Here is a 19,243-nt window from a genome sequence, read left to right as displayed (position 1 = left end):
CGTGGGAGCCGCCTTGCTGGCGAATGCGGTGTGTCATTGCCATTGGCGTGGCTGACGCGCCGCTTTCGCCAGCAAGCCGGCTCCCACAAAAGTAGGTGAGTGGCCGGTTAGATATCCCACACCAGATTGATGGCGAAGTTACGGCCCGGCTGAGTCAGGCGATCAAGGTTGGCGGGCGCGGTGACACCTGCCTCACCCACGCCGTCGTAGCCGCGCACGTCATCCCACAGCCAGTATTTCTTGTCGGCCAGGTTGTACACGCCGCCGCTGACGGTCACATCGTCGGTAACTTTGTAGTAACCGGTCAGGTCCAGCAAACCAAAGCCTGGGGTCTTGAACTGGGTCGAAGAGCCGTCCGGCGCGTGGAAGTTGGAGTCGTCCACGCGGGTTTTGCGCTTGACCAACGTCCAACTCAGCAGGCCGCCGTAGTTGTCCTGGTCATAGCCCAGACCGAACACGCCGGTCAGCGGGTTGATGCTGTTGATCGGTTGACCCGTGTCGTCGTTACGGCCGTAGGCATAGGCCAGCGATCCTTGGGTGTAGAGGCCTTGTGGCGCTCCGAAGCTGTCCAGATTCAGACGGCCCTTCAACTCCACACCCTTGATGGTGGCGTGCTTGATGTTGTTGGACTGGAACACCGCTTCGGTAGAGGTCGCCGGTTGAATGGCGTCTTCATTAATGAAGTCACGGTATTTGTTGTAGAACACCGCAACGTCGAACGAGCCCTCATCGAAGCGCCCACGCAGACCCGTTTCGTAGCTCTTGCTCTTTTCCGGTTCCAGGTCCGGGTTAGGCTCCACCACATAACCGGTGTTGAGGTTTTCGAAGCGGCCATACAGCGCCTTGGCGCTCGGCGTGCGGAAGCCTTCGGCGTACTGGCCGTACCAGGTGTAGGCGTCGTCGATGGTGTACGTCACACCCAGTTTCGGCGACAGGCGATGCCATTTCTTCTCTTTGTCATTGAACTGGTCGGCGCTGGTCAGGCTGACGGCACGCAGGAACTCTGGCGTGACGTGCGGATTGAGCGTGGTGTAGTCGTAGCGCGCTCCCGGCGTAAAGGTCCAGTCACCCCATTTGATCTGGTCCTGGGCGAACAGGGCATAGGTATTGATGGTTGGATCCGGGAAGTCGCTGTTTGGCGCCAGGCTGTCGGAGGCGGTAGGGCTGGTGGCGCCAATGGTGCGGCAAGTGCCCAGAACGGCGGCGCAGGTCGCGGTTCCGCTGCGTTCGCCAGTCACTTTCTGCTGCTTGAGGGTCGTGCCGTAGGTCAGCAGGTGCTCGGTATCGCCGATGTTGAAGGTCTTGTCCAACTGGGCGTCAAAGATCCACTGGCGTTCTTTGTAGGTGGTGTCGCGGGTCCGCCAGACATCTCGGCTGCCTGGCACGTAGCGCTCGATGGTGTTTTGGTCGGTCTTGGCGATTTGATAGTTCAGGCTCCACTTGACGTTGTCGACCAGCAGGCTGTCCAGTGCGAAGGTGTTTTCCAGACCGAAACGCTCGCGGGTGATGACGTCGTTACCTTCGCGCCCCTGATAGAAGCCGAAACCACGCCCCCCCGTGAAGGGGCCGCCCACCGCGCTTTTCTGGTTGGTGTGGGTGTCATCCTTGTACTTTTCATAGGTGAACGCCAAGCGGTCGCCGTCGCCATAGTTCCACCCCAGTTTGGCCAGCACGTTGGTAGCGCGGTTGTCTTCCGGGTTGGCGGCAGTGCGATTCAGCCCGGTGCCGCCGTGTTCACCGTAAGACTCGGTTTCGCGACCGTTGCGCTGGCTGACATGCAGCAACGCGTCGAAATCACCTTCGCGACCGGCCACGGTGGCCGAGTTCAGCCAGCTATTGTCCGCCGAGCTGTAACCGGTTTTCAGGCGGGCGCCGACGTCCTTGCCTTCTTTGATGATGTCGTCCGGGTCCAGCGTGTAGTAGCTCACTGCGCCGCCGATGGCGCTGCTGCCGTACAGGGCCGACGCCGGGCCGCGCAGGACCTCCACGCGTTTGACGATTTCCGGGTCGATGTAATTGCGATGGGTGTTGGCGTACGGGCCGGAGAAATAGTTGTCCGGCACTTCGACGCCGTCGACCTGCGTCAATATGCGATCACCGTCGATACCGCGAATGTTGTAGCCGCTGGTGCCTGCACGCTGGCCGGCGCCGCCTACCGAAACGCCCGGTTCATAGCGCACCAGATCGCGAATGTTGTTGACGTTCTGGCGATCCAGCTCGGCGCGGTCGTGCACGGTGACGGTGCTGGGGACCGAATCCACCGATTGCGCCTGACGGGTGGCGCTGACAGTCACCTGATCCAGTGCCAGGGCGCCCGCGGTGTTGCGTTTTTCCAGCACGACGTTGTTGTTGCCCAGGTTGCGGTAGCTCAGATTGCTGCCTGCCAGCAGACGATCGAGGGCTTTCTCTGCCGACATCGAGCCTGTGACGCCTGGCGAGGTCACATTTTGTGCCAGATCTGACGACATCCCCACCTGCCAGCCGGTGATTTTGCTGAACTCGTTCAGTGCCGACACCAGTGGCTGCTGTTTGATCGAGAACTGATAGCTGCCCGCCACACGGGCCGGTTGTTCAGCGGCTGCAACGGGGGCGCCGTGCAGACCGGCGGTCAACACCGCGACGGTCAGCAAAGAAAGGGCGAAGGTGCGGGTGGCTCTTGGCGAGTCGGAAGTGGCGGGGGTGAACGTGGACGGCATCGATAGCGCTCCCTGTCGTGCGGGTCGTTACAGTGTTGGCAAGTGCTGTATTAATAGGAATCACTTGCATTGGCTATAACGAGACGAACGACTCTCGGCTATCGCGTAAAAATAATTATTCTCAATTCAAAATCACCAGCGCAGGCAGTTCGTGCAGGCGTGCGGAGGTGATTTGCGCCAGTGAGCGGACCACGTCGATAGGGTTGTCGAGGCGATAGTTTCCAGTCACGGCAACCTGATCCAGCTTGGTATTGGCGTTGACGATCCAGCCTGGGTAGTAACGGCGCAGCTCCGTCAGGACTTCGCTCAACGGGCAATTATCGAAAATCAGGCGGCCCTGGACCCAGGCCAGATCCTTGTTCTGGTCGAGTTTCTCTCGGTGCCCGAAGCCATCGGGGCCGACGCGCAAACTGTCGCCTGCATTCAGGCTCATCTGGGAATTGCCTTTGGCGGAATGGACATTGACCGCGCCACGTTCGACCTGAATCTGCGCGACGCCGTCCAGATAACGCACGGCAAATGAGGTGCTACTGGCGCTCATGCGCACCGGACCGGCCTCGACCTCTAGTGGCAAACCCTTCGCGCCGGGCACTTCGAAGAAGGCCTCGCCCTCGTAAAGCCGGGCGATGCGTTGCCGATCATCCAACTCGCTGGAGAAGGCGGATCGGGTATTGAGTAACACCTTCGAACCGTCCCCCAACTCAAGGCGCTGGCGCTCTCCGGCGACCGTCAGGTGGTCGGCTTTCAATCGCAAGGGCAGGTCGCTGAAGTTGAACAGGCCCAGCAGCAGAACGGCGGCAGTGGCCAGTGGTAGCCAGTGCGGACGCAGACGGCGCAGCATCGACGGTTTTTTCGGCGCGGCAAGACTCATCGCGGCATCGAATACCGGTTGAGAATTCCAGATGGCCTCGGCCTTGGCAAAGGCTTCGCCATGGACTGGGTCGGCGGCGAGCCATTCCTGAAAGCGTGCGCGCTGCTGCGCGTCAGCGCCTTCCAGTTCGATCAGCCAGTTCAGGGCTTGATCCATGGCGCTGCCGTTCAGCGGCTGGGCTGCCTGACTGGGGCCAGGTGAGTGAGAGTCCGTCAAGGGGCGTCCTCGGCTACACGGGTGTGGGGCGGGAGTTTAGCGCTACGGTCGCTGACCTTCCGCAAGATTTCTTATGAAGTATGGATCAGGCTGCTCTCATCAACGTTCGAGCCGGGCTGCAACCCCGACGCAAATCGCCATGATCAGCTTGAGTTCCTTTTGTACGGTGCTGGCGGAAACACCCAGTTGCTCGGCGATTTCCAGATAGCTGCAACCGTTTAACCGACTCAGCGTGAAAATCTTCTGCTGGCGCGGCGTGAGCTTCTCCAGGCTGGCGTTCAGGTTGTGCAGCAGGCGATCCGCGTGGGCGGCATCTTCGAGCGTGGCATCGGGCGCGACGACACTGTGAACGTCAGCCAGTGGGACGTCGTCAACGATGGTGCGCGCGTGAATGCGTTTGGCGCGCAGATGGTCCAGCGCCAGGTTGCGAGCGGTCTGGAATACGAAGGGTTCGAGATGATCGATGGCGCGTTCGCCCAGTGCACGGGTCACCCGCAGGTAGGTTTCCTGCAAGAGATCTTCGGCGGTGCTGGGGTTGCGAACCATGCGTTGCAGGGTGCGCAGCAGAATCGTTCGCCTTGCCAGGAAAACGTCGTTGAAGTGCGACTGACTCACGGGGATACCCGACCAGAAATTCAGCGAATGATAATGATTGTCATCTGCTGTATGGGTCAAGGGTCAAAATTGCAAAGAATGTGTAAACGCCAGTATCGGTCGGCGCTTATAGACATTGCGGGAGCCGCCAAGGCGGCTCCCACAGGAGGCTTAGGCTTTTACTCCGCCTTCATCAGCGCCAGGCAGTTATCCAGCATGCGGTTGGAGAAGCCCCATTCGTTGTCGTACCAGGCCAACACTTTCAACAGACGGCCGCTGACTTTGGTGTGGTTGGCGTCGAAGATCGACGACAGCGGGTTGTGGTTGAAGTCGTGGGACACCAGCGGCAGGGAGTTGTAGCCGAGAATTTTCGAGTGTTTGGCGGCTTCTTTCATGATCGCGTTGACTTCTTCGGCAGTCGCATCGCGCTTCAACTGAATGGTCAGGTCCACCAGCGAGACGTTGATCACCGGTACGCGCACCGCCATGCCGGTCAGTTTGCCCGCCAGTTCCGGCAGCACCAGGCCAACGGCCTCAGCGGCGCCGGTTTTGCTCGGGATCATTGATTGCGTAGCCGAGCGGGCGCGGTACGGGTCGGTGTGGTAGACGTCGATCAGGTTCTGGTCGTTGGTGTAGGCGTGAACGGTGGTCATCAGGCCGCTTTCAATGCCCAGCTCGCGGTTCAGCACCTGGGCGACCGGCGCCAGGCAGTTGGTGGTGCACGACGCGTTGGAGATGACCTGATGGGACTGACGCAGCACGTCATGGTTGACGCCGAATACCACGGTGGCATCAGCGCCCTTGGCCGGGGCCGAGATGATGACTTTCTTCGCACCGGCGGTGATGTGCGCGGCGGCTTTGGCGCGGTCGGTGAACAGGCCGGTGCACTCGAACACCACGTCGATCTTTTCCGACTTCCATGGCAACTCGGCAGGGTTGCGAATGGCGCTGACCGAAATACGGTCACCATTGACCGTCAGGCTTTCCTTGTCGTGCTCGACAGTGGCGTCGAACGGGCCGTGAACGGTGTCGTATTTGAGGAGGTGGGCGTTGATCTCGCTGTCGCCCAGATCGTTGATGGCGACGACCTGCAGGTCCTGGCGATAGCCTTGGGTATAGAGTGCACGAAGGACGTTGCGGCCGATGCGGCCAAAGCCATTGATTGCGATGCGGAGAGTCATACACCCATCCTCTGTGAATTTGTTGTTGGAATTACAAGATTATTCTCATAAAAATAGAAAACAAGCCTTTTTAGTGGCAGTATTTTGTTTTATCTACAAATAGAAGCCCGTCGGGCCAGCACAATTTCCTGAAAATCAATGCGTTGCTGAAGCGTTTCTTCAGGGCCATCATGATTGTCAGATTTTGTAAGCGCCTGAAACGGGTGACCCCATCCGTTAGCCTGGAGTTCATGACAATGCATCCCCGCGTCCTTGAGGTAACCGAACGGCTGATCGCTCGCAGCCGTGACACCCGTCAGCGCTATCTGCAACTGATCCGGGGCGCGGCGAGCGACGGGCCGATGCGCGGCAAGCTGCAATGCGCCAACTTTGCCCATGGCGTCGCGGCCTGTGGCAGCGAAGACAAGCACAGCCTGCGCATGATGAACGCGGCCAACGTCGCCATCGTGTCGGCGTACAACGACATGCTCTCTGCGCACCAGCCGTACGAACATTTTCCTGAGCAGATCAAAAAGGCCTTGCGTGAGATTGGCTCTGTCGGCCAATTTGCGGGCGGTGTGCCTGCCATGTGCGATGGCGTCACTCAGGGTGAGCCGGGCATGGAATTGAGTATCGCCAGCCGTGAGGTCATCGCGATGGCCACGGCGGTGGCGCTGTCCCACAACATGTTCGATGCCGCTCTGATGCTGGGCATCTGCGACAAGATCGTGCCGGGCCTGATGATGGGGGCGTTGCGTTTTGGTCACCTGCCGATGATCTTCGTGCCGGGTGGGCCGATGGTGTCGGGTATTTCCAACAAGGAAAAAGCCGACGTGCGGCAACGCTACGCCGAAGGCAAGGCGACCCGCGAACAGCTGCTGGACTCGGAAATGAAGTCCTACCACGGTCCGGGTACTTGCACCTTCTATGGCACCGCCAACACCAACCAGTTGCTGATGGAAGTCATGGGACTGCACTTGCCGGGCGCCTCCTTCGTCAATCCCTACACACCGCTGCGCGATGCCCTGACCCGCGAAGCGGCGTTTCAGGTCACGCGCCTGACTAAGCAGAGCGGCGATTTCATCCCTCTGGGAGAGATTGTGGACGAGCGTGCGCTGGTCAACTCGATCGTTGCATTAAACGCGACGGGCGGTTCCACCAACCACACGCTGCACATGCCCGCCATCGCTCAGTGCGCAGGCATTCAACTGACCTGGCAGGACATGGCTGATCTGTCGGAAGTCGTGCCGACCCTGACCCACGTCTATCCAAACGGCAAGGCCGACATCAACCATTTCCAGGCGGCGGGCGGCATGTCGTTCCTCATTCGCGAGCTGCTGGACGCCGGTTTGTTGCATGAAGACGTGAACACCGTGATGGGCCGTGGCCTGCGTCGCTATACCCAGGAGCCGTTCCTTGAAGATGGCAAGCTGGTTTGGCGCGATGGCCCGATTGAAAGCCTGGACGAGAACATTCTGCGTCCGGTGGCTCGCCCGTTCTCGCCGGAAGGCGGCTTGAGAGTGATGGAAGGCAATTTGGGCCGTGGTGTGATGAAGGTTTCGGCGGTGGCGCTGGAGCATCAGATCGTCGAAGCCCCGGCGCGTGTGTTCGAAGATCAGCAGGACCTGGCCGACGCCTTCAAGGCGGGCGAGCTGGAGCGGGACTTCGTCGCCGTAATGCGTTTTCAGGGGCCGCGCTCCAACGGCATGCCTGAGTTGCACAAAATGACGCCGTTCCTGGGCGTGCTGCAGGATCGTGGCTTCAAAGTGGCGTTGATCACCGACGGGCGCATGTCTGGGGCTTCGGGGAAAATTCCGGCGGCGATCCATGTGTGCCCGGAAGCCAGCGATGGTGGTCCTTTGGCGCTGGTGCGTGATGGGGATCTCATCCGTGTGGATGGGGTCAAAGGAACGTTGCAAGTTCTGGTCGAACCGGCAGAATTGGCGTCCAGAGAACCGGCAATCGGACGTTTGTCCCACAACGTGGGCACCGGCCGTGAGCTGTTCGGTTTCATGCGCATGGCCTTCAGCTCGGCAGAGAAGGGCGCCAGCGCCTTCACGGCTAATCTGGAGACGCTCAAGTGACATTGGCGATGGTGGGTGATATCGGCGGCACGAATGCGCGTTTTGCCATTTGGGAAGACGATCAGTTGCATTCGATCCGGGTCTTCCCGACGGTGGATTACGCCAGCCCCGAAAAGGCCCTGCTGGTCTATCTACAGGATCTGGAGCTGCAGCTGGGCGACGTCGGTTCCATCTGTCTGGCGGTCGCAGGCCCTGTGACCGGCGACGATTTTCACTTCACCAACAGCCACTGGAAGATCAATCGTCAGGCGTTCTGCGCGGCGCTGAAGATCGACAACCTGATCATGGTCAACGATTTCACCGCGATGGCGCTTGGCATGACCCGCCTGCGCGATGACGAATACCTGACCGTGCGTCACGGCAAGGGCGATCCCAAAGCCGCTCGCGTGGTGATCGGTCCGGGCACCGGGTTGGGTGTCGGTACGCTGATTCGCTCTGGCGAGAGCCACTGGACGGCGGTGCCAGGCGAAGGTGGGCATGTTGATTTGCCTATTGGCAGCCCGCGCGAGGCGCTGTTGTGGATGCGCCTGATGGCCAGCCACGAACATGTCAGCGCCGAGACCATTCTCAGTGGTGCCGGTCTGTTGCTGTTGTATCAAGTGAGTTGTGCGCTGGACGAGATTGAGCCAGAGCTGAAATCTCCGGCAGCGATTACCTCGGCCGCGCTCAAAGGCGACCCGGTAGCCTGCGCGGTGCTTGAGCAGTTTTGTGTATTTCTGGGACGCGTGGCGGGCAACAACGTGTTGACCGTCGGTGGCCGGGGCGGTGTATACATCGCTGGTGGGGTGATCCCGCGTTTCGTCGACTTCTTCACGCAGAGCGGCTTCAGCAGGGCGTTTGCGGAAAAAGGGCTGATGAAGGACTACTTCAAGGACGTGCCGGTGTGGCTGGTGACGGCTGAGTACCCAGGGCTGATGGGCGCTGGTGTGGCCCTCGATCAGGCGCTGATTGCCCAGGGCTGATGCCGAACGCAATACCTGTGGTAGCTGGCTTGCTGGCGAATGCGGAGTGTCAGACAACACAGTGTCGAATGAAACACCGCTTTCGCCAGCAAGCCGGCTCTCACAAGAAATGTGTCACCCGCTAGACCCCATAACAACAATTTCAGTGCTTACAAGGACGACCCAATTGAACGCTGTCAGTAAATCGATTCTGGTGGTCGATGACGACCAGGAGATTCGGGAATTGCTGCAGGCCTACCTGAGCCGTTCCGGCTTTCAGGTGCGTACCGTCGGTGACGGCGCCGAGTTTCGTCAGGCGTTCAACGACGAGCCCAGCGACCTGCTGATTCTTGATGTCATGTTGCCCGACGAAGACGGCTTCAGCCTCTGTCGCTGGGTTCGTCAGCATCCGCGCCAGCCCCATGTTCCGATCATCATGCTCACGGCCAGCTCCGATGAGGCGGATCGCGTGATCGGTCTGGAGCTAGGCGCCGACGACTATATGGCCAAGCCGTTTTCCCCCCGCGAACTTCAGGCCCGTATCAAGGCCCTCTTGCGTCGTGCCCAATTCGGGCAGGAGCGCGCCGGTGGTGAAGTGCTGGTGTTCGATGAGTGGCGTCTGGACATGGTCAGCCATCGCCTCTTTCACAACGATGGGGAAGAAGTGATCCTGTCCGGTGCCGATTTCGCGCTGCTCAAACTGTTTCTCGACAACCCGCAACAGATCCTCGACCGCGACACCATCGGCAACGCCACCCGAGGGCGCGAATTGATGCCGCTGGAGCGCATCGTCGACATGGCCGTGAGCCGCTTGCGTCAGCGTTTGCGTGATACCGGCAAGGCGCCAAGGCTGATTCGAACCGTGCGCGGCAGTGGTTACCTGCTGGCGGCCAACGTGCTGCCGCAAGCCAGCAACGGCTACTGATCGCCGATGGGCAACGAGAAAAAGCGTCGCGTCCCGGTGCCGCGTTCATTGCTGGGGCGCATGCTGTTGCTGACCCTGCTCGCGGTGTTGCTGGCGCAAACGCTGTCCAGCCTTATCTGGCTATCGCAACTGCGTGCCACGCAGATGGAGGGCCTGATCACTAGCGCGCGTAGCCTTGGATTTTCCATGGCCGCAAGCGTGAGTTACTTCCGTTCGTTACCCGTGGCGTTTCGCCCGCTGGTCCTTGATCAATTGCGGAGCATGGGCGGTACGCGCTTTTTCGTGTCCCTCAACGATCGTCCGCTGGACATGCAGGTGCTGGAGCCGACGGTGCGCAAAACGGCGGTGATCGACGTCGTCGGTCAGGTGCTGCGGCAGAATCTCGGCGCCGACCCAGACATCCTCGTGCGCTTTGTGCGCCCCGAAGACCTGCGCATCTTCAACAGTGGCCTGAAACTCGACGAACTGCCGCGCTCCTGGGCGCATTACGCGCTGACACTCGAGCCGGTAAACCCTCCGGTGCTGGTGACGCAAATCGAGCTGTCACCCGGCGAATGGCTGTACATCGCCTCGCTCTTGCCCGAGCCGTACACCATGCTCGAAGAGGAAGGTTTGCCTTCGCAACAAGTCTGGTTCATCGCGTTGACTAGTATGTTTCTGCTGGTGTTCATCGGCCTGCTGGTGCACTGGCAGAGCGGCCCGCTCAAGCGTCTGGCCCGGGCGGCGCGGGACCTGTCGCTGGGGGCGGACGTAGAGCCGGTGGTCGAAGGCGGCGGCAGTGAGGTGGTCGAGGTGATGCGCGCGTTCAACACCATGCGCGACCGCATCAGCCGTTACTTGACCGAGCGCGGGCAGTTGTTCAGCGCCATCTCCCACGACCTGCGCACGCCCATCACCCGCCTTCGGCTGCGCGTCGAGTTGCTGGAAGATGAAGCGATGCAGACCAAATTCACCCGGGACCTCGACGAGCTGGAGCTGCTGGTCAAAGGCGCGCTGCAATGCGTGAAGGACACCGACATCCACGAGAACATCGAACCGGTGGATTTGAACCATGCGCTGGATTGCCTGATCGAGCCGTATCTGGGCGCCAACGGCGACGGCCGTGTCACGCTCAAGGGCAAGGCGATGTCGATGTTTTACGGCAAGCCGCTGGCGTTGCGGCGCTGCATGGGCAACTTGATCGACAATGCGATCAAGTATGGCGACAAGGCGCATTTAATCGTCGAGGACGATGCTGAGGCCTTTGTTCTACACGTCGAAGATGAAGGACCTGGCGTACCCGAGCAGCGGCTTGAGCAAGTATTCGAGCCACATTTTCGCTTGGCGGGCAAACAGCAACAGGGCTACGGCCTGGGGCTGGGCATCGCCCGCAACATCGCCCACAGCCATGGCGGCGAGGTGAGCTTGCAGAACCTGCGTGAAGGTGGGTTGCGGGTGACGCTGTATTTGCCGCGTAGCCCAAACTGAACGCGGCCACTGTAGGAGCGCGCTTGCCCGCGATAGCGGTGGGTCAGCCATCTCACTCGGTGCCGACCCACCGCGGTCGCGGGCAAGCGCGCTTCTACAACGGAATACAGCGAATGTCACCATCCTGTGACACTCGCGCATCCCTTCGTTACCGTCCGCTCTAGCCCGTTGTTTAGAATCCATGCAGCGCAAGCACTACGACTTGCTCATGCATAACAACAATAAAGGTCAAATAGATGAATTCGATCTCCCGTCTCGCAGCACTCATTTCTCTCGCCTCGTTGTTCCCTCTGAGCGCCATGGCCGCTGATTCCAAAGGCACCGTCGAAGTTGTCCACTGGTGGACCTCTGGCGGTGAAAAAGCGGCTGTCGATGTGCTTAAAGCCCAAGTCGAAAAAGACGGTTTCACCTGGAAGGACGGCGCCGTCGCCGGTGGTGGTGGTTCTACCGCCATGACCGTTCTGAAGAGCCGCGCCGTGGCCGGTAACCCGCCAGGCGTCGCCCAGATCAAAGGCCCGGACATTCAGGAGTGGGCATCCACCGGCCTGCTCGACACCGATGTCTTGAAAGACACGGCCAAAGAAGAAAAGTGGGACAGCGTCCTCGACAAGAAAGTCTCCGATACCGTGAAGTACGACGGCGATTACGTGGCCGTGCCGGTGAACATTCACCGCGTGAACTGGCTGTGGATCAACCCGGAAGTCTTCAAGAAAGCCGGTATCGATAAAGCGCCTACCACCCTCGAAGAATTCTACGCTGCAGGCGACAAGCTGAAGAAAGCCGGTTTCATCCCGCTGGCCCACGGTGGCCAGCCTTGGCAGGACAGCACCGTATTTGAAGCCGTCGTGCTCTCCGTCATGGGCGCTGATGGTTACAAGAAGGCCCTGGTCGATCTGGACAACGGCGCGTTGACCGGCCCTGACATGGTCAAGGCACTCACCGAGCTGAAGAAAGTCGCGACCTACATGGACCCGGACGGCAAAGGTCAGGACTGGAACCTGGAAGCCGCCAAGGTCATCAACGGCAAGGCCGGCATGCAGATCATGGGTGACTGGGCCAAGTCCGAATGGACCGCGGCCAAGAAGATCGCCGGCAAGGACTACGAGTGCGTAGCTTTCCCAGGTACTGACAAGGCGTTCACCTACAACATCGACTCCCTCGCTGTGTTCAAGCAGAAAGACAAAGGCACTGCTGCCGGTCAACAGGACATCGCCAAGGTCGTATTGGGTGAAAACTTCCAGAAGGTCTTCAGCATCAACAAGGGTTCGATCCCGGTGCGCAACGACATGCTGGCCGACATGAACAAGTACGGCTTTGACTCCTGCGCCCAGACCGCCGCCAAGGACTTCCTGGCGGACGCCAAGAACGGCGGCCTGCAACCGAGCATGGCGCACAACATGGCCACCACGCTGGCGGTTCAAGGTGCGTTCTTTGACGTCGTGACCAACTACATCAACGACCCGAAAGCCGATCCGGCTGATGCGGCGAAGAAGTTGGGTGCTGCGATCAAGGCGGCTAAATAAGCCACAGCTTTGTAGGAGCGCGCTTGCCCGCGATGCGTCAGATCAGGCCCTGATCGTTTAATGACACACCGCAATCGTCCGGGTGCGGCCCAGACCAAGCGCGCTCCTACAGAAACTGACTTCGCATTTCATTTTTCTGTACTGGATTTCACCATGAGTTCTGTTGCTGTGTTCAGCAAAGCCTCGCCGTTCGATGCACTGCAGCGCTGGCTACCCAAACTGGTGCTGGCGCCCAGCATGTTCATCGTTCTGGTGGGCTTCTACGGCTACATCCTGTGGACGTTCGTTCTGTCGTTCACCAATTCCACATTCCTGCCGTCCTACAAGTTCGTAGGGCTGGCGCAGTACGCCCGGTTGTTCGACAACGACCGCTGGTGGGTTGCGAGCAAGAACCTGGCCGTTTTCGGTGGCATGTTCATCGGCATCAGTCTGGTGGTCGGCGTGCTGCTGGCGGTGTTCCTCGACCAGCGCATTCGCCGCGAAGGGTTCATCCGCACGATTTACCTGTACCCGATGGCGCTCTCGATGATCGTCACCGGTACGGCCTGGAAATGGCTGCTCAACCCTGGCATGGGCCTGGACAAGCTGCTGCGTGACTGGGGCTGGGAAGGCTTGCGTCTGGACTGGCTGATCGACCCGGATCGCGTCGTCTACTGCCTGGTCATCGCCGCTGTGTGGCAGGCCTCAGGCTTCATCATGGCGATGTTTCTGGCGGGTCTGCGGGGCGTCGATCAATCGATCATCCGTGCTGCGCAAATCGACGGCGCGAGCATGCCGAAGATCTACTGGAAAGTGGTGCTGCCGAGCCTGCGTCCGGTGTTCTTCAGCTCGGTGATGATCCTGGCGCACATCGCGATCAAGAGCTTCGACCTTGTGGCCGCGATGACCGCCGGTGGTCCGGGTTATTCGTCTGACTTGCCTGCGATGTTCATGTACTCGTTCACCTTCAGCCGTGGCCAGATGGGCATGGGCTCGGCCAGTGCGATTCTGATGCTCGGTGCGATTCTCGCGATCCTCGTGCCCTACCTGTATTCCGAGCTGAGGACCAAGCGCAATGACTAGTCTGGCCGACAAACCTTCACTGAGCCTGAGCCGCATCGCGATCTACGCGGTGCTGATCGGTGCCGTGCTGATCTACCTGATCCCGCTGGTGGTCATGCTGCTGACCAGTTTCAAAACCCCGGAAGACATCGGCACCGGCAACCTGCTGAGCTGGCCTGCCGAAGTCACCGCCATTGGCTGGGTCAAGGCCTGGGCGACGGTCAAGGGCTACTTCTGGAACTCGATCATGATCACCGTTCCGGCGGTGCTGATCTCTACCGCCATCGGTGCGTTGAACGGCTACGTGCTGTCAATGTGGCGCTTCCGCGGTTCGCAGATGTTCTTCGGTCTGTTGTTGTTCGGTTGCTTCCTGCCGTTCCAGACCGTGCTGCTGCCCGCGTCGTTCACGCTCGGCAAGATGGGCCTGGCCAGCACGACCACGGGTTTGGTGTTCGTCCATGTGGTTTACGGCTTGGCCTTTACCACGCTGTTTTTCCGTAACTACTACGTGAGCATCCCGGATGCGCTGGTGAAAGCCGCGCGTCTGGATGGCGCCGGATTTTTCACGATTTTTCGTCGGATCATTCTGCCGATGTCGACCCCGATCATCATGGTCTGCCTGATCTGGCAGTTCACTCAGATCTGGAACGACTTCCTGTTCGGCGTGGTGTTTTCCAGCGGTGATTCGCAGCCCATTACCGTAGCGCTGAACAACCTGGTCAACACCAGCACCGGGGTCAAGGAATACAACGTGGACATGGCAGCGGCGATGATCGCCGGGCTGCCGACGCTGCTGGTCTATGTGCTGGCAGGCAAGTATTTCGTGCGCGGGCTGACGGCCGGCGCAGTCAAGGGGTAATCATGGCAACGCTCGAACTTCGCAATGTAAACAAGACTTACGGGGCCGGTCTGCCAGACACCCTGAAGAACATCGAACTGTCGATCAAGGATGGCGAATTCCTGATTCTGGTGGGCCCTTCCGGCTGCGGTAAGTCGACCCTGATGAACTGCATCGCCGGTCTGGAAAACATCACCGGTGGCGCGATCATGATCGGCGATCAGGACGTCAGTGGCATGAGCCCGAAGGACCGTGACATCGCCATGGTGTTTCAGTCCTACGCGCTGTACCCGACCATGAGCGTGCGCGAGAACATCGAATTCGGTCTGAAGATTCGCAAGATGAATCAGTCGGACATCGACGCGGAAGTGGCGCGGGTCGCCAAGCTCCTGCAGATCGAGCACCTGCTCAATCGCAAACCGGGCCAGCTTTCCGGTGGTCAGCAACAGCGTGTGGCCATGGGCCGTGCGTTGGCCCGTCGGCCGAAGATTTATCTGTTCGACGAACCGTTGTCCAACCTCGACGCCAAGCTGCGGGTCGAAATGCGCACCGAAATGAAACTGATGCACCAGCGCCTGAAAACCACCACGGTCTACGTGACCCATGACCAGATCGAAGCGATGACCCTGGGGGACAAAGTGGCGGTCATGAAGGACGGCATCATTCAACAGTTCGGCACCCCCAAAGAAATCTACAACGACCCGGCCAACCAGTTCGTCGCCAGCTTCATTGGTTCACCGCCGATGAACTTCATTCCGCTGCGCCTGCAACGCAAGGATGGTCGTCTGGTGGCCTTGCTGGACAGCGGTCAGGCGCGCTGTGAATTGCCGATGAGCATGAGCGACGCCGGCCTTGAAGACCGTGAGGTGATTCTGGGCCTTCGCCCTGAGCAGATCATGTTAGCGTCCGGTGAAGGTGCGGGTCTGCCGACCATTCGCGCCGAGGTGCAAGTCACCGAACCGACCGGTCCCGATACGCTGGTTTTCGTCACCCTCAACGAGAGCAAGGTGTGCTGCCGTCTGGCACCGGATGTCGCACCTGCCGTGGGTGAGACCCTGACCCTGCAATTCGATCCGTCCAAGGTGTTGTTGTTCGATGCTGCCACCGGGGAGCGTCTGGGCGTGCTGGGAAAGGCAAAACCGAATGAGGGCATGAGTAACGTTACGCGGCTCAACCGAAACTGAGCCGCAACTGACTTCACACGCAGGAGCACTGCGTCAACGAGCACACTGGCAGGGCACTTTCTGCCGTAAAAAGCGCCCTGTCAGGCACACGAGGCAAGTGGTTACAACGCTGTTCAAAGCTAATAACAATAAAACGAGGATTTAAGGGATGAAGAAGGTAAAAGGCAAATCGCTTAACCAGTTTCAGCTTATCGGTGGCTTGTCGGTCTTGGGCGCTTTGTCGCTGTCCGGAACGGCCTCTGCGATGGAACCGTTCAAAGCGAGTGAACACCTGACCGGTGACTGGGGCGGTCTGCGCCAGGAACTGTACGACAAAGGCTACGATTTCCCGATCGAGTACGTGGGCGAGGCAGGCTCCAACCTGGCTGGCGGCTACAACCACGACACGACAGGCCGTTACAGCGACCAGTTCGCATTCGGCGTGCAGATGGACCTGCAGAAAATCCTCGGTTGGCATGATGCGGAATTCAAGCTGGCGATCACCGAGCGTAGCGGAAACAACATTTCCAACGACCGTATCAGCGATCCGCGCGCGGGCACCCTCAGCTCCTCGCAAGAAGTCTGGGGCCGTGGTCAGACCTGGCGTCTGACGCAGATGTGGGTCAAGCAGAAGTATTTCGACGGCGCGCTGGATATCAAGGTCGGTCGCTTCGGTGAAGGCGAGGACTTCAACAGCTTCCCGTGCGACTTCCAGAACCTGTCGTTCTGCGGCTCGCAAGTGGGTAACTACGTGAACACCTGGTACAACTGGCCAGTCAGCCAGTGGGCCTTGCGCGTGAAGTACAACATCACGCCGGAAGTCTTCGCCCAGATCGGTGTGTACGAGCAGAACCCGTCCTATCTGGAAACCGGCAACAGCTTCAAACTCAGCGGCAGCGGCGCGAAAGGCACCGTGGTCCCGGTCGAACTGGTTTGGTCGCCTAACGTGAACTCCTTGCCAGGCGAGTACCGCGTCGGTTACTACCTCAGCTCGCCAAGCGCTGATGACGTTGCTGAAAACGTCGATGGCCAGAACCAGCGTATCTTTGGCGGTGACTTCAAGTCCCACAAAGACAAGCACGGCTGGTGGATCGTAGCGCAGCAACAACTGACCACTCACAACGGCGACGCTTCCCGCGGCTTGAGCATTTTTGCCAACGCCACGGTGCATGACAAGGCGACCAACTTCGTCGACAACTATCAGCAGATCGGCTTTGTGTACAAAGGCCCGTTCGATGCGCGTCCGAAGGATGACATCGGTATTGGCATCGCGCGCATTCACGTGAACGACGACGTCCGTGACGCTCAGCGTGAACTCAATGCCTTCAACGGCGTGAGCGATTACGACAATCCTCTGTTCCAGCCGGTGCAGACCAGCGAGTACAACTCGGAAATCTACTACGGCTTCCACGTGACCGACTGGCTGACCGTGCGTCCGAACCTGCAATACGTGAAGAGCCCAGGTGGTGTGACCGACGCGGACAACGCGCTGGTTGCGGGTCTGAAGATTCAGTCCAAGTTCTAAATCGCTTCATCGCCGCGCGGACCCGCTCCTCCGCGTGGCGCTCTCTGATGTGCTTCACAAACGATCAAGGGTCGTGTGTGCTTTGCGGGCAGCTTGGCTGCCCGTTTTTTTATGGATGATAGCTCCGTTTCCAGGAGCATTTTTTGTACGGTCAAACAACGCCATTTCTGGGATTTTCGCCGAACCTGTAAGAGTGAGCTTGCTCGTCATTGCAGTGGGTCAGCCGACTACATGCAGGTTGATACGCCGCCATCGCGAGCAAGCGAAGGCCTACAAGGGGGGATTCGTAGTGGGAAACAATGTCCAGCAAAGAAGCCGGTTCGCTTGAACATCCTCTGCAACGCTTCTTCACCAGCGTAAGACCGCAACCCACCTTCCAATGGGAGCGCCATCAGCAGCGCGACGTCTTGGTGATCACTCATCCGCAATGCCAAGCGGTTTTCAGTCGCCAAGGTGCGCAGCTCGTGCATTTCCAGCCAGCCGGTCAGAAACCTTGGTTGTGGTGCTCCTCACATTGGCCGCAAGTCGGTGCGATTCGCGGTGGCGTACCGGTGTGCTGGCCTTGGGTGGGCCGTCACCCGGAAGAGGGCGGCTGGCCTGCCAATGGTTGGGGGCGGCTGCTCGACTGGAAGCTGATCGACAGCCATGAGCATGACGAAGGCGTGTCGTTGCACTGGCGCCTGAGTCTGTGGGATTGGCAGGCTGATCTTTATGCGGAGCTTGGGCACGGCATGGACTTGCGTCTGGAAACCCGGCATGAGGACAGCGAGCCCTGTCAATTCGGCCACGCCCTGCATGCGTACTGGCGAATCAGCGACATCGCCGACATCGCGTTGGAAGGTCTGGAAGGGGGGCTGGAGCTTCATGACGATAACTGGCAGCGCCGTTTGAACATCGACACCCGCGACAGTGCCAGCACCGCTGTGTGGCATCCCGGCAGTCGACCGCTGCTGGGTGTCACAGGTCATGAGGCTGCGGGTTTTGTGCGAGTCGAAGCGGCTTCAGGTGCTGATGATTGCCTGAGCCTGGCGCCCGGTCAGCAAGTCCGGTTGAGCCTGCAAGCGAGTTTGGCGGGTTGATCTGTGGTTGGGGGGAATCCTGTGGGAGATTCTAGGGTGGCGAATGCGTCGGGTCAGAAAATATTGACTGACACCGCCTCGTCGGAATGCCGCCCAGAATGAATTCGCTCCCACGGGTTCTGCGCTCTGTCCGGAAACGCTATTCAATCCAACCCGTCATCCACCGGATACCGGCTGGCATTGAGGCTTTCCTTGATTTTGCGCAGATGCGGCTGGAAATCCACGCCTCGGCGCAGGGTCATGCCGGTGGCCAATACATCGAGCACCGTCAGTTGGATGATGCGTGACGTCATCGGCATATAAATGTCGGTGTCTTCCGGCAGCGGAATGTTCAGGCTCAGCGAACTGGCTTTGGCCAGCGGCGAATGGGCGGCGGTCAGGCCGAGCACCGATGCGCCGTTCTCCCGCGCGATGCGTGCCACTTCCACCAGCTCGCGGGTGCGGCCGGTGTAGGAAATGATCACGAACAACTCGCCCGTGTGGGCCACCGACGCCAGCATGCGTTGCATCAGCACGTCAGCGTGGGCGGTCACCGCCAGATTGAAGCGGAAGAATTTATGCTGCGCATCCAGCGCGACAGGGGCCGAAGCACCGAGGCCAAAGAAGTGGATCTGCCGGGCCTGAATCAACAGGTCGACGGCCTTGCTGATCAGATTTGGATCGAGCACCTGGCAAACACTGTCGAGGGATGCAATGGCGCTGGCGAAAATCTTGCGGGTGTAGGCTTCGGGATTGTCGTCGGCTTCCACCGCCCGACTGACATAAGCCGCACCACTGGCCAGGCTTTGCGCCAGTTGCAGTTTCAGCTCGGGATAGCCGCTGACATCGAAAGAGCGGCAGAAGCGGTTGACAGTTGGCTCACTGACCTTGGCCGCCTGGGCGAGCGCCGCGATGCTGAAGCGCGTGGCTTGCTGAGGGTTGCTCAGAATGACCTCGGCGACCTTGCGCTCGGCCTTGTTCAGTTCTTCAAGACGGCTCTGGATCTGCTCCAGAAGATTGCGTACCCGTTCCATTCAAAGTCCTTCTTGTGACGCTGTAACAGGCTGATCTGTGAGGCAATGTGCAAATGGTTTGCAAAAGGTGCTCAACAGGGCCTTTAGCCTGTAGCAAAGGTGGCCTA

Annotated in this window: 15 protein-coding genes; 10 read left to right on the top strand and 5 right to left on the bottom strand. The window is 59.6% G+C overall.

Annotated features, from left to right (window positions below; genetic code table 11):
* Positions 1 to 107: 107 nt before the first annotated feature.
* The 4 genes from ACI2KB_RS09310 to gap all read right to left on the bottom strand — a co-directional run bounded on the left by ACI2KB_RS09310 (position 108) and on the right by gap (position 5,558).
* Positions 108 to 2,696, bottom strand: coding sequence for a TonB-dependent receptor (locus tag ACI2KB_RS09310; protein WP_404633683.1), 2,589 nt, complete (start codon positions 2,694 to 2,696; stop codon positions 108 to 110).
* Positions 2,697 to 2,817: 121 nt separating this feature from the next.
* The gene (locus tag ACI2KB_RS09305) at positions 2,818 to 3,723 is read right to left on the bottom strand and encodes a FecR family protein (RefSeq protein WP_404634339.1); all 906 of its coding nucleotides are present in this window, start codon (positions 3,721 to 3,723) and stop codon (positions 2,818 to 2,820) included.
* 159 nt (positions 3,724 to 3,882) lie between these two features.
* Positions 3,883 to 4,398, bottom strand: a complete 516-nt coding sequence (locus ACI2KB_RS09300; protein WP_404633681.1) for an RNA polymerase sigma factor — start codon at positions 4,396 to 4,398, stop codon at positions 3,883 to 3,885.
* Between the two features lie 158 nt (positions 4,399 to 4,556).
* On the bottom strand, positions 4,557 to 5,558 hold the full coding sequence (gene gap / locus ACI2KB_RS09295; RefSeq protein WP_404633679.1) for a type I glyceraldehyde-3-phosphate dehydrogenase: 1,002 nt from the start codon (positions 5,556 to 5,558) through the stop codon (positions 4,557 to 4,559).
* A 236-nt stretch (positions 5,559 to 5,794) separates the two neighbouring features.
* On the opposite strand from gap, the gene edd reads away from it, so the two are divergent.
* The 10 genes from edd (at position 5,795) to ACI2KB_RS09245 (ending at position 18,123) form a co-directional block, all read left to right on the top strand.
* Positions 5,795 to 7,621 carry a phosphogluconate dehydratase gene (gene edd, locus ACI2KB_RS09290; RefSeq protein WP_404633677.1) on the top strand — a complete coding sequence of 609 codons (1,827 nt, stop codon included), beginning with the start codon at positions 5,795 to 5,797 and terminating at the stop codon, positions 7,619 to 7,621.
* 8 nt (positions 7,622 to 7,629) lie between these two features.
* On the top strand, positions 7,630 to 8,583 hold the full coding sequence (locus ACI2KB_RS09285; protein WP_404634338.1) for a glucokinase: 954 nt from the start codon (positions 7,630 to 7,632) through the stop codon (positions 8,581 to 8,583).
* 166 nt (positions 8,584 to 8,749) lie between these two features.
* Positions 8,750 to 9,487, top strand: coding sequence for a response regulator (locus tag ACI2KB_RS09280; RefSeq protein WP_404633675.1), 738 nt, complete (start codon positions 8,750 to 8,752; stop codon positions 9,485 to 9,487).
* A gap of 6 nt (positions 9,488 to 9,493) precedes the next feature.
* Positions 9,494 to 10,954 (top strand): ATP-binding protein, encoded by a 1,461-nt coding sequence (locus tag ACI2KB_RS09275; protein WP_404633673.1) that lies wholly within the window; start codon positions 9,494 to 9,496, stop codon positions 10,952 to 10,954.
* 236 nt (positions 10,955 to 11,190) lie between these two features.
* Entirely contained in the window at positions 11,191 to 12,477 is a 1,287-nt protein-coding gene (locus ACI2KB_RS09270) for an ABC transporter substrate-binding protein (RefSeq protein WP_404633671.1), read from the top strand.
* 153 nt (positions 12,478 to 12,630) lie between these two features.
* On the top strand, positions 12,631 to 13,539 hold the full coding sequence (locus tag ACI2KB_RS09265; RefSeq protein ID WP_404633669.1) for a carbohydrate ABC transporter permease: 909 nt from the start codon (positions 12,631 to 12,633) through the stop codon (positions 13,537 to 13,539).
* Entirely contained in the window at positions 13,532 to 14,377 is an 846-nt protein-coding gene (locus ACI2KB_RS09260) for a carbohydrate ABC transporter permease (protein ID WP_404633667.1), read from the top strand. The genes ACI2KB_RS09265 and ACI2KB_RS09260 overlap by 8 nt, the downstream gene beginning before the upstream one ends.
* A 2-nt stretch (positions 14,378 to 14,379) precedes the next feature.
* Positions 14,380 to 15,540, top strand: coding sequence for an ABC transporter ATP-binding protein (locus tag ACI2KB_RS09255; protein ID WP_404633665.1), 1,161 nt, complete (start codon positions 14,380 to 14,382; stop codon positions 15,538 to 15,540).
* 148 nt (positions 15,541 to 15,688) lie between these two features.
* Entirely contained in the window at positions 15,689 to 17,044 is a 1,356-nt protein-coding gene (locus ACI2KB_RS09250) for a carbohydrate porin (RefSeq protein WP_404633663.1), read from the top strand.
* Between the two features lie 299 nt (positions 17,045 to 17,343).
* On the top strand, positions 17,344 to 18,123 hold the full coding sequence (locus tag ACI2KB_RS09245; protein WP_404633661.1) for a D-hexose-6-phosphate mutarotase: 780 nt from the start codon (positions 17,344 to 17,346) through the stop codon (positions 18,121 to 18,123).
* 143 nt (positions 18,124 to 18,266) lie between these two features.
* Here the strand turns inward: ACI2KB_RS09245 and ACI2KB_RS09240 are convergent, their stop codons facing one another.
* The gene (locus tag ACI2KB_RS09240) at positions 18,267 to 19,136 is read right to left on the bottom strand and encodes a MurR/RpiR family transcriptional regulator (protein WP_404633659.1); all 870 of its coding nucleotides are present in this window, start codon (positions 19,134 to 19,136) and stop codon (positions 18,267 to 18,269) included.
* Between the last annotated feature and the right edge of the window lie 107 nt (positions 19,137 to 19,243).

The sequence above is a fragment of the Pseudomonas sp. NPDC088444 genome (assembly GCF_044900175.1).
Classification (GTDB): domain Bacteria; phylum Pseudomonadota; class Gammaproteobacteria; order Pseudomonadales; family Pseudomonadaceae; genus Aquipseudomonas.
This window is presented reverse-complemented; position numbering and strand designations above follow the sequence as displayed.